Below are 12503 nucleotides of genomic sequence, written 5' to 3' on the forward strand. Positions count from 1 at the left end.
ATTCCTATGCAAATATGTCTGGTTAGTCAAAAAGAGTTATAAAAAGCTTTAAATTGGGTAAAGTAGATCAATGCAATTATTTTAAACCTATAAAAATTCATATGTCATTGTATTTGGAGGAAAAAAATGAAGTTAAATTTAACCGCAAAGATTTTAATAGCACTGGTAATCGGGATTATTGTCGGTTTATCCCTTAATATATTTGCACCAAATTTATTTGCACCACTGGATGTATACTTATTTACACCGCTTGGACAAATCTTTCTTAATTTAATTACGATGATCGTAGTACCGATCGTATTTTTCTCAATTGTATTGGGAGTAGCAGGACTAGGCGACCCAAAAATGCTTGGTAGAATGGGTGTTAAAACGGTTGGAGCATTTTTGATCACAACGGCTATTGCCATTGTTATCGGATTAGCTCTGGCTATCGTTATACAACCAGGAGCAGGGTCACCGTTTTCTGAAGATGAATTAGCTGCTTCTGAGTTTGATGCATCTGAGGCACCTTCTGTAAGTGAAACGCTTTTAAACATTATTCCAACGAACCCTGTAGCTGCAATGGCTGAGGGGAATATGCTTCAAATTATCGCATTTGCTATTTTCATTGGTATTGCGTTAACTGCGCTTGGAGAGAAAACAAAAGGTGTTCTTAGTCTATTTGAGCAGGGTAATGACATCATGATGTTTCTGGTTGGAATTATCATGAAATTTGCTCCATTAGGTACGTTTGGACTTATAGCTTCTGCTCTAGGAAAAGCAGGATTTGAATCGCTGCGAAATATATTGTTGTATGCAGTTGTTGTATTAATTGCGTTGATTATCCATGGAATAGTAACATATGGTACCATTGTAGCTGTTTTTGCCAAGAAAAACCCTTTCTGGTTCTTTAAAAATTTCTTCCCGGCGATGGCAGTTGCATTTAGTACATCAAGCAGTAACGCTACGCTTCCAGTTTCAATGGAAACCGCTCAAAAGAGGTTAAATGTACCGAAACCGATCAGCTCATTTGTTCAGCCTCTTGGCGCGACCATTAATATGGATGGAACGGCTATTATGCAAGGTGTTGCCACGATTTTTATTGCCCAGGTCTATAACATCGACTTGAGCTTTACCGCATTATTAACAGTTGTGCTAACTGCGGTGCTTGCAAGTGTAGGTACTGCAGGTGTTCCAGGAGTAGGCTTAATCATGCTGGCCCTTGTATTAACCTCGGTTGGTCTGCCGGTGGAAGGAATCGGTTTAATTATAGGGATTGACCGTATTCTTGATATGTCTCGAACAGCCATTAACATTACTGGTGATGCCGCAGTTGCTTTATACGTGGCCGAAACAGAAAAAGATAATGTGAGTATTGAACAAAAAGCTTAATTCAAACGTTCACCATATTTACACGTTCATCCTACTTTTTTCAAAATAAAAGCATTATACTATTCTCATCCAGTTATGAAGGAGTTGGGCATTTTGAATCTTGGATTTGGTGAGATTTTAATCATTTTAGTTGTCGCCCTGCTCGTGTTTGGACCGAAGAAATTGCCGCAGCTAGGCCGGGCAGCAGGACAGACCCTGCATGAGTTTAAAAAAGGGATGAAAAACGTTATGAATGACGAAGAAGATGACGATCCTAATAAGAAAAAGCCTGTACAGTAACGCTGAAAAGCCTCGCCATTAGGAATGGCGGGGCTTTATTATATTTTCACTACTTTATTTCATTATAGCGTGCAAGCGCTCGTTCTCTTGCTGCTTTATGCTCAACAATGGGTGCTGGATAGTTTTCGTTTAAAATAATTCCTGCTTGCTCTAGCATACTTGACGATTGTTCGTGCGGTGCATGAATCGCATCGTCTGAAAGTGTTCTTAGCTCAGGAACCCACTTTCGAATATAATCACCGTTTGGATCAAATTTTTTACTTTGCAGAGTAGGATTGAAAATTCGGAAATAAGGAGAAGCGTCTGCGCCGGAACCTGCTACCCATTGCCATCCCATTGAATTATTGGCAAGACCTGCATCCACTAATGTGTCCCAAAACCACTCGGCTCCATTTTGCCATCGAATGAGTAGATGCTTCGTCAGGAATGATGCAGCGATCATTCGGACACGATTATGCATATATCCGGTCTCCCATAGCTCTCGCATTCCAGCATCGACAATGGGATAGCCTGTTAAACCTTTTCTCCATTTTATAAAGGCCTCTTGATCTTCATTCCACTTAAAATTTTCAAATTTTTTGTTCATTGGCTTTTCAATCGTATTGGGAAAATGAAACATTAGTGAGTAAGCAAAGTCTCTCCATACAAGCTGTCGCAGGAAAGGTTCTCCAGCCGCTTCAGCATTTTTAACGATATAATGATACATGCTGCGCACAGAGATCAGTCCTAGTGCTAAATAAGGTGACATTTCAGCGTGATAAACCTTACTTGGAAAATCTCGTCCATTTTTATAATGCTTTAAACGATTGCGTTCGAATGCATTAAAGTGTCTAATCGCAGCCAATTCAGAAGGGGACCAGCGCTTTTCGAGCCCATCTGTCCATTTAATGGCAGGAAGTAATCCTAAATCATTTACTGCCAGAGAGTCTTCAATCATCATTACGGGTGAATTCATTTGTTTTATTGTAGCCAAGGGTTTTGGAATATCCATTTTTTGATGTGCTTTATAAAAGGGTGTGAAGACCTTGAACGCATTTCCATCCTTTTTTTTGATTTTTGTAATTGGAAGGAGAAGTGTGCCCTCAAAGGTTTTGACTGTAACCCCTTCATTATGCAATTTTTCAGCTAGGCTATTGTCCATTACTATATTTGTTGGCTCATAAGAACGATTCCAAAGAATCGTGTTTATTGAATAGTCCTTTAATAATTTTGGGAGAATCTTAGCAGGATCCCCTATTTTAATCAGCAGCTTTCCGCCAATATCTTCAATTCTTTTTTGAAAGGATTGAAGGGCGTAATGCAAAAACCACGACTGGGCACTGCCTATTGACCATTTATGATGATTTTCTTCATGTATATACACGGGTAAAATTTCTCCGGCTTGAATCCCATAATGTAAAGCTGGGTGATCATGTAGTCTAAGGTCTTTTCGTATCCATACTAATGACGCCAAAACCATTCGTCTCCTTTCTGTTTAAGCTGACTTTTAGTATAACGAAGAGAGGAGGATCGAAGCAAAATTCAATGTGGCATGTTATGATAAAAGGAGCAGATGTGAAACTGAGGTGAGGGGTTTGACAAGGGAAGAATTAATGGAATTAATAGCAGGAAAAATGAAATTAATTCGAACGGAAGCGAACTATACACAAGACCGGATGGCTCACGTTATTGGTGTATCAAAAAAAACTCTCGTTCAAATTGAAAAAGGTCGTGTGCTTCCCAATTGGACAACCGTTGTGACAGTATGTGCTTTGTTCAGGGAACAAGAAATTCTTATGAATTTAGTTGGTGGAGATGCGCTGGAAATAGCGGAGTTATTGGCGAGAGAAGAGATCGACCACCGAAAGGAAAAAACATTAGGAGGGAAAATTTGGTGGGCGGAGATCAAAATCGAATCTGACATAAAGCTTCAGCGTAACTTAATCAGTAAACACTTCCGTATCATCGATGATGAACAATATCGATTGTTTAGTACATTTAATGAACAAGAAGCTAAAGCTAGATTTGATGAATTAGTGCAGCTGCAAAGGGACATTCTCTCTTGAGGTTATAGGAGTTAGCAATCTTATATTTATCATTAATGTGTTGTAATTCCATGTGCAATCATACTAAAGAGAAGATCCGACCACTCTTCTGAGGGGATTTTCTGATGATTCGGTATCAATACAGTATTAAAGATCATGCTCGCAACAAGAGAAGAAGGGAGGTCATGGCGAATGGCTCCTTCTTTTTTTGCATTTTCAATTTGAACGAGAAGAAGCTGAAATAATTCTTTTGAGTATGAATCAAGCACCTCAAGGTTCTGTGCTGCTCGTTTGGAAGACTTTTGGTTTATAGAGGGACGCATTTTTATCATTTCATACACCTGAGAGTATTCCATAAAAAGATTCAAAAACTCTTTCACCATCTCAATGGAGGAGGTTTTCGTTTCTAATGCTTTCACTCTTTCCATTACCTCAATCATTAGAAGCCTCATATAGTCTGTGATTAACTCATCCTTGTTGCTGTAATACTCGTATATTGTACTTCGTGCTACATTTAGCTTCTCAGACAGCGCTTTAAAGTGAAATCCTTCGTATCCTTTTTCCAACAATAACGCTTCTGTTGCTTTCATTAATTCCACTGTATCCATCTTTCGCTGTCTAGCCATTTCCATCACCCTTTAAGTGTGCATCATTTTCTTTATTATAGCTGAAGTTGGAGCCTTACACATAAATAAGCTTTAAAAGCAAAAAAGAAGCGGATTCCGCATCTTTTTGTCATCCCCTTATTTAATTACAAGCACATTGCAATGCGCCTCCTGAACAATTTTTTCACTAACGCTACCTAAAAACCATTTCTGGAAGGTATTTTTTTCTGTTTTTCCAACAATAATCAAATCAACATCGTTTCCATAGGCATATTCTACAATGGCTTCAGCTGGTGAGCCTGACAGAGGATAGAACTCAGCTTTAATTCCACGAGCATCTAAATCCTCTTGTGCCATCAGTAATGCATTATCCAAACGATCTGAGTATTCCTGATTCGAACGTCCGTTATCAGCTGGTGGTATTGGAGGCATATAAGGCGCTGACGGACGATCAAGTCCTTGATTCATGATTGGAGTAACTGCCCGCGAATGACTATAAGTATCGATATCAATAAGATGCGTTTTATTCGTTGATACATGTGTAATGGTTAGCGCCGCCTCGTCATCAATTCTGAGTAATTGAACAGCTGATTCGAGCGCTTTTTTACTGCTGTCAGTATGATCAAAAGCTACTAAAATATGTTGATACATTTCCATCCACCCCTTTATTTTATTATTATTATGTTCTATACCCTCAAAATAAACTAAATATTCTTTCGAAAGATTACAATATGATTACAGCAAAAAACTACATAAAAAAAGACCCTAAAAGGGCCTTTAGTGCCGTTATGCTTAAAACATAGGTAAAATATAGTTGATTAAAAACCAAATGATTCCAAAAAAAATGATGATATAGGCAGCATACTTTATGAATGTAGCGCCCGCCATACTATTATCAGATCTTATCTCTTTATGAACTTCAACTTTCCTTTGATCGTCCATAACATTTCACTCCTATTGTTTTCATTTCGTGATATTAAATAAGACTGATAATAAAGCCAATTACGACAATCGCACCAATAACCATAAGAATTGTTCTTAGCATTTCATTCGCTCCTTTATTAATTAATGTCAATAAAATTGATCTACTAGTATGTTACCCGTAAAGAATAGACTCAAACTATTCTATATAAAAATAGTGACAAATTATTATTTTTCTTAAACGGTGTAAAAAGATTGAACGATTTTTAACTACCACTTCTCATATGATTAAATAGAGAGAGTTAAAAGAGAGAGGCACATATATGAATGATCAGAAACGCATTCTAATAGCAAAAAAGGGGATCAGGCTTCTATTGCCTCACTGCTGCAGGAGAATTACTCTTTTATTTTTCGCTATCTCCTGTAAATAACCTTAATAAAGAACAAGCAGAGGAGCTCACACAGGACACGATGATTAAAGAGGTTGAAAAGATTCATTTGTTCAATGGAACATCAAAATTTTCGTCATGGCTTATCACAATAGGGACAAATCTGTTCATTGATCAGCAGAGGAAAGCAAAGAGAATGAACCAGGCGCTGCCTTTAATTCGACAGCTGAAATGGAAAATGGAAAGCCAGAACGAAGAGTGGCTGGATGCGATGGCGGCATTATTTAAATTACCTGAAGAGCCTGAGGGCAGCCATTGTACTGAAGCCTTATCACGGATATAGCTATGAAGAGATTTCTACTATAATGGAAATTCCTGAAGGTACCATAAAATCTAGAGACAAAAATGGTCTCAAAGAGCTTAGAAAGGAGCTTTCGAACGGTGAAAAAGAAAACTACAAATGATGAGTCAATTGATAAAATTGTAGAGCAACAATTAGACGAGGCCTTTCAGAAGCTAGATCATTAAGCTGATCAACAAATTACACCTGGAACAGAGTGGTTCTCTCAACTGGTTAGCGAAACGCTTATGGAGACACGAAAACGAATGAGAAGGGAGCTGCTTGCTTTTCTTCTCACAGGGGTCCTGCTTTTATCCATTATTGCATTGATCTTTATCCAACTGCCATTTGTAACCTATTTAACGTTTCAGGTATTAATTCTTGCTGGTGGAATAGGATATTTACTACCAAACCAAAAGATATGGGTGGATGAAAAATGAAACAAGAGGAGCTGTACTTGATCCCGTTTTTCATTATCATTCTTTTTGCCCGGAGCTTATTTCTATTTATAAATTCGAGGAAAGGAGGATACCATCATTGGTTTTGGGGGATATGGGGACCTATCCAAGCGCCTATTCCTATACTTATATATTGATTTGTTGTTGGGAGAAGGATTGAATTAAAGTCTAAATGATTTAATCATTTTAAAAATAAAAAAAGAATTGACAGTTTGAAAAAGTTGGGATAATCTAATAATGTCCAATATATGGGCGAAATTACTTAAGAAGGAGGTTGTGTGTCATGATCAAGTTATATCCGATTACAAAAGGAATTTTCCAATTGAATAACACGCAGCCAATCTCTCTTACAGTAAATCATTCTGTTCTTTTTTAATGGTGTGAACTGTCATATATGAGGCATGGACTGCGTAAAGTGGTCTGTGCCTTTTTTCATGGAAGCATGCTGTGCTTTTGCAAAGGCCGGTATGCTTCTTTTTGTTTTCCATTTTTTGGTGGTTGCGGACTCTGTCTGTTTATCATAAATAAGAAAAAATTACTTTAGGAGGCGTTGTTGATGATTAAGAAAATAACTGGTGCAGTAAAAACGGTGGAGCTGGATAGTGGGTAGCCTGCCGTATTGGAATGAAAGGGAGGTTGCGTAAATGTTTGATATTTTTTTAAAATTAGGATGGTTTTTCAAACAGCATTGGAAAAGATATACGATCGCGATTATTCTTTTACTGATTGCGAATATTTTAGAAGTGATTCCGCCATGGTTAGTTGGGTCAGCCATTGATGATATTTTTCAGGGTGAACTGACACAGGATTCATTAGTTCAGTATATAGTTATCCTGCTCGTTATCGCTTTCCTGTCCTATGCGCTGAATTATGTCTGGCAGTATTTATTATTTGGTGGAGCCAATGAAATCGAGAGAAGACTTCGCTCTATGTTTATGGGGCATCTGCTCCGCATGACGCCAACCTTTTATGAACGTAATCGTACTGGCGATCTCATGGCACGTTCGACAAATGATTTAAAGGCGGTCTCTGTAACAGCTGGGTTTGGTGTTTTGACCCTGATTGATTCGACTGCATATATGCTTACGATCCTTATCACAATGGGTGTTCTCGTGTCATGGGAGCTTACACTTGCAGCCATTATCCCACTGCCCGTTTTGGCGATCGTGATGCAGATTCTGGGGAAAAGAATACACGAACGGTATACACAGGCACAGGATGCATTTGGTGATTTGAACGACCGTGTATTAGAATCTGTGGCAGGCGTTCGGGTTATCCGAGCCTATGTACAGGAAAGAGCTGATGAACAGCAATTTTTAGATGGAACAGAGGACGTTTTTAAAAAGAATATGAAGGTCGCTTTCATCGATTCATTGTTCAATCCTCTTACAAAGATTCTCACCGGGGCAAGCTATATGATTGGTCTCGGATATGGATCGTACCTGGTATTTAATCAGTCGATTTCACTTGGAGATCTGGTGGCCTTTAATATTTATTTAGGAATGCTTATTTGGCCGATGTTTGCGGTGGGTGAACTGATTAATATTATGCAGCGCGGAAATGCGTCTATGGATCGCGTCAATGAAACGTTAAATTATAAGGAAGATGTAACAGATCCTACAAAACCTGAAAATGTCTCTAACCCAACTTCGATCACATTTAAGGAAGCAGGGTTTCAATACCCTTCCTCCAACGTAAAGAATCTGGATGACATTAACGTGACGTTAATGCAGGGAAGCACGCTTGGCATTGTAGGGAAAACAGGAAGCGGAAAAACAACCTTTATTAAACAGCTGCTAAAAGAATATCCTAGCGGACAAGGAGAAATTTCCATAGGAAACGTTTCCTTAGCGAATCAAACGAAGGAGCATGTAAGGTCATGGATTGGCTATGTCCCACAGGACCATGTGCTATTTTCAAAAAGTGTACGGGGAAATATTTTGTTCGGTGATGAAGAGGCGACTGAACAGAATTTAACCGACGCGATTAAAATGGCCCACTTTGAACGCGATCTTGAAAGGATGCCAATGGGACTGGAAACGCTCGTTGGTGAAAAGGGAGTTTCCTTATCAGGTGGGCAGAAGCAGCGAATTTCAATTGCGCGTGCATTAATTAAGAATCCACCTATTTTAATTTTGGATGATTCTTTATCTGCAGTAGACGCTAAAACAGAAGCTGAAATTATCGAAAATATTCGCAGGGAGCGAAAGGGGAAAACAACGATCATTACAACACACCGCTTGTCAGCGGTAGAGCATTCAGACTGGATTATTGTTCTTGAGGATGGTCGGGTGATCGAGGAAGGAACCCATGAACAGCTGCTTGCAGTAAAAGGCTGGTATTTGGAACAATATGAGCGGCAGCAAGTAGAAGAGTCCTTGCTTGAGGAGGTGCGCTCATGAGAGTAGGCAATCGCTTATATCGATATGCTTTATTATTTAAAAAAACCATTATCATTGCTTTGCTGATGCTGACCATTTCCGTTAGTGCAGAGCTTGTAGGTCCTTTTATCGCAAAAAAAATGATTGATGACCATATTCTTGGGATTGAAGAGCCCTGGTTTGAGTCAGAAGATACGAAGGACGCGGTATTGTATCAAGAAACCTATTATAAACGCGGAGATTATTTTGTTGAGGGTGAAGCTAAGGGAGACGAGGTTCGGATCTATCAAGACGGCCTCGAGTTTTATTTCGTTGATCAGCCGGTTTTAAATGAAGGTCAGCGATCCTATGAAAATGGAATGCTTTCATTTAACCAGAATGGAGAGAGCACTGCTGTTCCTGCAGAACAGCTGGAGGTATCAGAAATACTGGCATTCTATGAGCCGGAAATCCCGAGAATGATCCAGCTTGTTCTGTTGTATTTTGGTCTTGTATTGGTCGCTGCAGCCTTCCACTTTGGTCAGGATTACATGCTCCAGCGATCGGCTAATCGAATAATTCAAAAGATGCGCACAGATGTATTTGGACATATCCAGTGCTTGCCGATTAACTATTTTGATAATTTGCCGGCTGGCAAGGTAGTAGCTAGAATTACAAATGATACAGAAGCGATTCGAGAGCTTTATGTTCAAGTGTTATCACAGTTCTTTTATAGTGCTATTTATATTACAGGCATTTACATTGCGCTATTTATATTAGATCCACAGCTAGCAGCCATTTGTTTGCTATTGCTGCCGATTTTGTATGTATGGATCATTGTCTATCGTCGATATGCGTCAAAATATAATCATGTTGTACGTTCAAAGGTAAGTGAAATCAATGCCTCCATCAATGAGTCCATTCAAGGCATGACAATCATTCAAGCCTTTCGACGAGAGAAAAAGATGCAGCAGGAATTTGAGGAAATGAATAATACTCATTACCACTATCAAAATAAATTACTTAGCTTAAATTCACTCATGTCACATAATCTGGTTACAATTCTGAGGAATATCACCTTTGTTACCTTTATATGGTATTTCGGAAGCGGCTCAATTGGAGTCGAGTCTGTGGTAACGGTTGGGGTGTTGTACGCATTTGTTGATTACCTTACTCGTCTGTTCCAGCCTGTAACTGGAGTTGTCAACCAGCTTGCCAATCTTGAGATTGCACTCGTTGCAGGAGAAAGAGTATTTAATTTATTGGATGAAGAGGGAGAGGATGTTCAGGACATTCGTACTGGACGTTATACGGGACATGTAGAATTTGATGATGTCTCATTTGCTTATAAAGAAGAATATGTATTAAAGGAACTCTCATTTGAAGCGAAGCCGGGTGAAACCATCGGGTTAGTAGGCTATACCGGATCAGGTAAAAGTTCAATCATGAATTTACTGTTTCGTTTCTATGATAGTCAAAAAGGGGAGATTCGCATTGATGGGAAAAACATCAAAGAATTACCTCGACAGACCATACGTGATCATATGGGAATTGTCTTGCAGGACCCATATCTCTTTACAGGTACGATTGCGTCCAATGTCAGTCTCAATGATCCTCGAATATCAAGAAGACAAGTAGAGGAAGCATTAAAGGCGGTAGGAGCGGATCGTGTGCTTAAGCACCTTGAGAAAGGGCTTGACGAACCTGTTATTGAAAAGGGAAGCACGTTGTCTTCAGGTCAGCGCCAATTAATTTCATTTGCACGGGCTTTAGCTTTTAACCCTGCTATTTTAATTTTGGATGAAGCCACATCAAGCGTTGATACGGAAACAGAATCCATTATTCAAGAAGCAATGGAAACCTTGAAGGCAGGAAGAACAACTTTCATTATCGCGCATCGTCTATCAACAATTAAAAATGCGGATCAGATTCTTGTTTTGGATCGCGGTGCAATTGTTGAAAAGGGATCGCATGATGAACTAATGGCTCTGAGAGGTAAATATTATCAAATGTATCAATTGCAGCAAGGTGGAAAGCAGGCTGGGTAATGATAGCTTGTACCTTTAGCAGGCTTTAATGGATGGGCTAAACAGTCACGATCATTTGCCACAAAGAATAATCGTTGTGAAAGATTATAAATCAAACAAAATTATTTCAAACATCATGTATCAACTTCACTGGGCAGCTTTTCATGGTGAGGGGGAAATTCGGGTTCGGGCAGCCTGTTATTTTACAGAATCCGAAATGAAACGATTTGATGGTAAAGATCAGTAAAAAACACAATAAGAACGATTATATAGTAAATAATTTCTTCAACAGATGGGTACATTTCTTTAAGACCAAAGGCTATTTTAAAGTCTTTGGTCTTTTTTTATATATTATAAAGAGGCAGGACAGCACAAGTGAAATCAACAAAACAAAATTCAAATATATAATGAAGTAATTAGAACGTACAAGATTATTGGGAGATTAGATTGGAACTTAAATATAAAGGTAAAGCCCTGTGGAAAATTACAGGTATTGTATGGCTGTTAGTTGCTCTATTAAACCTAGGGTTAATGTTATTTTTATTTAATGGCTTTTTTGGTGGATTTGAATTGCTGCTGACTCCTTTACTTTGATTGATCGTATTATTCAGTTCTGTAGTGGCTGTATTTAACTTGAAATAAACACTTTTGAAATTAGCTTAAGGGATCATACACTTTCTATTCGGGAAGAGTGTTAAGGAATTAATTTATCTTAATTTTGAAGATTGAAAAAGAAGTTGAGATAAACTTAAATCTTATAACGATAAAAGATTACGAAAGATTAAAGGCGGAATTAGGTGAATCTTTTTTACTTAATGAGTGAATATCATTCTTAAACGATAGGCACATTTCTGCAAAAAGTGGAGATGTTTTTTTACTTGTTTGTTTATAATGACCGTGGCAGCAAGAATGGCTAGCGATCCATCTCTCTGGGCGGCTATCATCTTTTACAACGTTTGTTTCCCTAATAGGTAGTCACCAAGAATACAACGATTAGCGCAAAGTTAGATACCGTGTGACTTTTCATTTCTTCTAAAAGTGTTGAGAGATGCCGGATGGTATTCCGATTATATAACGATGTTCTTTTTAAAAATTGGCTTGGACAAAATTCGCGAAAGAGTAGATAAGCATAGTTTTTAATAGACTATATAAAATTCCCCACGTTATATGTGGGAATTTATATAAATCCAAAAACTCTACATCGCCTGGAAGGTGAATTTAGTAAGTTGATACTATTGAAGTTAAAAAGCTTCAATAGTTGATAGGGTGGGAAATAAGGTTGGGCTTTCTGATGACGGCCAAGCTGTAGTCACGGATTACACAGCTACGGGGAATATCTAAGAGAAAACATAAATAGAGTGGTTAGTTCTTAAGTCTAAGCTAGGATGTCTCCTTTAAAGTGAACTCTCCTTTTTATTCGGGGAACTGGAAGTTTAATGAGAGAAGTTAATAGAGAAAAAGATATTTTTAATATGATTTATATTATTTTCGTAAAATAGTTGCAATCTATTGTTTAGCATGTTATATTGAATATCTTGCTCCTGAAGAACTAGTGAAAACAGTAAATAACAGAAAAGAAATAATAAAATGTTGTTGACATAATATTCGAAAGAATGTTATACTGATATAGTTAATTGAGAGAGTGACACGCAAGAAACACCTTGAACCTTGAAAACTAAACAACCTAAAACGTCAACGTTAATTCTTGATTTAAGTAACATTTAAGAGC

General features: G+C 38.2%; 14 protein-coding genes. 10 read left to right on the top strand and 4 right to left on the bottom strand.

The genetic code is table 11. The annotated features are described in order from the left end of the window. The first annotated feature begins 126 nt into the window (after positions 1 to 126). Together KP78_RS08920 and KP78_RS08925 are read left to right on the top strand one after the other, a co-directional pair. Complete coding sequence (locus KP78_RS08920; protein ID WP_041088205.1) at positions 127 to 1371, top strand: dicarboxylate/amino acid:cation symporter; 1245 nt, start codon at positions 127 to 129, stop codon at positions 1369 to 1371. Between the two features lie 75 nt (positions 1372 to 1446). Further along, positions 1447 to 1650, top strand: coding sequence for a twin-arginine translocase TatA/TatE family subunit (locus KP78_RS08925; RefSeq protein ID WP_084219912.1), 204 nt, complete (start codon positions 1447 to 1449; stop codon positions 1648 to 1650). A 49-nt stretch (positions 1651 to 1699) separates the two neighbouring features. Here KP78_RS08925 and KP78_RS08930 read toward each other — a convergent pair whose 3' ends face one another. Then, the gene (locus KP78_RS08930) at positions 1700 to 3109 is read right to left on the bottom strand and encodes a cryptochrome/photolyase family protein (RefSeq protein ID WP_041088209.1); all 1410 of its coding nucleotides are present in this window, start codon (positions 3107 to 3109) and stop codon (positions 1700 to 1702) included. A gap of 133 nt (positions 3110 to 3242) precedes the next feature. Between KP78_RS08930 and KP78_RS08935 the strand changes: the two genes are divergently transcribed. After that, positions 3243 to 3695: a helix-turn-helix transcriptional regulator gene (locus KP78_RS08935; RefSeq protein ID WP_327063169.1), complete on the top strand. Its 453-nt coding sequence runs from the start codon at positions 3243 to 3245 to the stop codon at positions 3693 to 3695. Positions 3696 to 3727: 32 nt separating this feature from the next. On the opposite strand, the gene KP78_RS08940 is transcribed toward KP78_RS08935, so the two are convergent. From KP78_RS08940 to KP78_RS20290, 3 genes are all read right to left on the bottom strand, one after another. Then, on the bottom strand, positions 3728 to 4300 hold the full coding sequence (locus KP78_RS08940; RefSeq protein WP_041088212.1) for a TetR/AcrR family transcriptional regulator: 573 nt from the start codon (positions 4298 to 4300) through the stop codon (positions 3728 to 3730). A gap of 117 nt (positions 4301 to 4417) precedes the next feature. Beyond that, positions 4418 to 4930 carry a universal stress protein gene (locus KP78_RS08945; RefSeq protein ID WP_041088213.1) on the bottom strand — a complete coding sequence of 171 codons (513 nt, stop codon included), beginning with the start codon at positions 4928 to 4930 and terminating at the stop codon, positions 4418 to 4420. 141 nt (positions 4931 to 5071) lie between these two features. Beyond that, positions 5072 to 5221 carry a hypothetical protein gene (locus KP78_RS20290; RefSeq protein ID WP_162835589.1) on the bottom strand — a complete coding sequence of 50 codons (150 nt, stop codon included), beginning with the start codon at positions 5219 to 5221 and terminating at the stop codon, positions 5072 to 5074. A gap of 450 nt (positions 5222 to 5671) precedes the next feature. On the opposite strand from KP78_RS20290, the gene KP78_RS21080 reads away from it, so the two are divergent. The 7 genes from KP78_RS21080 (at position 5672) to KP78_RS20045 (ending at position 11368) form a co-directional block, all read left to right on the top strand. Continuing rightward, complete coding sequence (locus tag KP78_RS21080) at positions 5672 to 5932, top strand: sigma factor (RefSeq protein WP_327063170.1); 261 nt, start codon at positions 5672 to 5674, stop codon at positions 5930 to 5932. Then, a complete protein-coding gene (locus KP78_RS21085) occupies positions 5856 to 6053 on the top strand; it encodes a sigma factor-like helix-turn-helix DNA-binding protein (RefSeq protein WP_327063171.1) in 198 nt (65 codons plus the stop codon). Before KP78_RS21080 ends, KP78_RS21085 begins: the two co-directional genes overlap by 77 nt. A 76-nt stretch (positions 6054 to 6129) precedes the next feature. Further along, on the top strand, positions 6130 to 6369 hold the full coding sequence (locus KP78_RS19745) for a YxlC family protein (protein WP_157841479.1): 240 nt from the start codon (positions 6130 to 6132) through the stop codon (positions 6367 to 6369). A 662-nt stretch (positions 6370 to 7031) separates the two neighbouring features. After that, positions 7032 to 8789: an ABC transporter ATP-binding protein gene (locus KP78_RS08955; protein ID WP_041088214.1), complete on the top strand. Its 1758-nt coding sequence runs from the start codon at positions 7032 to 7034 to the stop codon at positions 8787 to 8789. Next, a complete protein-coding gene (locus tag KP78_RS08960; RefSeq protein WP_041088216.1) occupies positions 8786 to 10795 on the top strand; it encodes an ABC transporter ATP-binding protein in 2010 nt (669 codons plus the stop codon). The genes KP78_RS08955 and KP78_RS08960 overlap by 4 nt, the downstream gene beginning before the upstream one ends. A gap of 28 nt (positions 10796 to 10823) precedes the next feature. Beyond that, the gene (locus KP78_RS08965; protein ID WP_041088217.1) at positions 10824 to 11021 is read left to right on the top strand and encodes a hypothetical protein; all 198 of its coding nucleotides are present in this window, start codon (positions 10824 to 10826) and stop codon (positions 11019 to 11021) included. Between the two features lie 200 nt (positions 11022 to 11221). Then, positions 11222 to 11368, top strand: coding sequence for a hypothetical protein (locus KP78_RS20045; RefSeq protein WP_157841477.1), 147 nt, complete (start codon positions 11222 to 11224; stop codon positions 11366 to 11368). Positions 11369 to 12503: the final 1135 nt, after the last annotated feature.

It is taken from the genome of Jeotgalibacillus soli (assembly GCF_000829435.1).
Lineage (GTDB): Bacteria > Bacillota > Bacilli > Bacillales > Jeotgalibacillaceae > Jeotgalibacillus > Jeotgalibacillus soli.

What these genes read in the sequence shown, in the direction of transcription:
- KP78_RS08955 (WP_041088214.1), top strand. Translation starts at nt 7,032, where the DNA reads ATGTTTGATATTTTTTTAAAATTAGGATGGTTTTTCAAACAGCATTGG.
- KP78_RS08965 (WP_041088217.1), top strand. Translation starts at nt 10,824, where the DNA reads ATGGATGGGCTAAACAGTCACGATCATTTGCCACAAAGAATAATCGTT.
- KP78_RS08925 (WP_084219912.1), top strand. Translation starts at nt 1,447, where the DNA reads ATGAAGGAGTTGGGCATTTTGAATCTTGGATTTGGTGAGATTTTAATC.
- KP78_RS21080 (WP_327063170.1), top strand. Translation starts at nt 5,672, where the DNA reads ATGATTAAAGAGGTTGAAAAGATTCATTTGTTCAATGGAACATCAAAA.
- KP78_RS08940 (WP_041088212.1), bottom strand. Translation starts at nt 4,300, where the DNA reads ATGGCTAGACAGCGAAAGATGGATACAGTGGAATTAATGAAAGCAACA.
- KP78_RS20290 (WP_162835589.1), bottom strand. Translation starts at nt 5,221, where the DNA reads ATGGACGATCAAAGGAAAGTTGAAGTTCATAAAGAGATAAGATCTGAT.
- KP78_RS08920 (WP_041088205.1), top strand. Translation starts at nt 127, where the DNA reads ATGAAGTTAAATTTAACCGCAAAGATTTTAATAGCACTGGTAATCGGG.
- KP78_RS08930 (WP_041088209.1), bottom strand. Translation starts at nt 3,109, where the DNA reads ATGGTTTTGGCGTCATTAGTATGGATACGAAAAGACCTTAGACTACAT.
- KP78_RS21085 (WP_327063171.1), top strand. Translation starts at nt 5,856, where the DNA reads ATGCGATGGCGGCATTATTTAAATTACCTGAAGAGCCTGAGGGCAGCC.
- KP78_RS08960 (WP_041088216.1), top strand. Translation starts at nt 8,786, where the DNA reads ATGAGAGTAGGCAATCGCTTATATCGATATGCTTTATTATTTAAAAAA.
- KP78_RS08945 (WP_041088213.1), bottom strand. Translation starts at nt 4,930, where the DNA reads ATGTATCAACATATTTTAGTAGCTTTTGATCATACTGACAGCAGTAAA.
- KP78_RS08935 (WP_327063169.1), top strand. Translation starts at nt 3,243, where the DNA reads ATGGAATTAATAGCAGGAAAAATGAAATTAATTCGAACGGAAGCGAAC.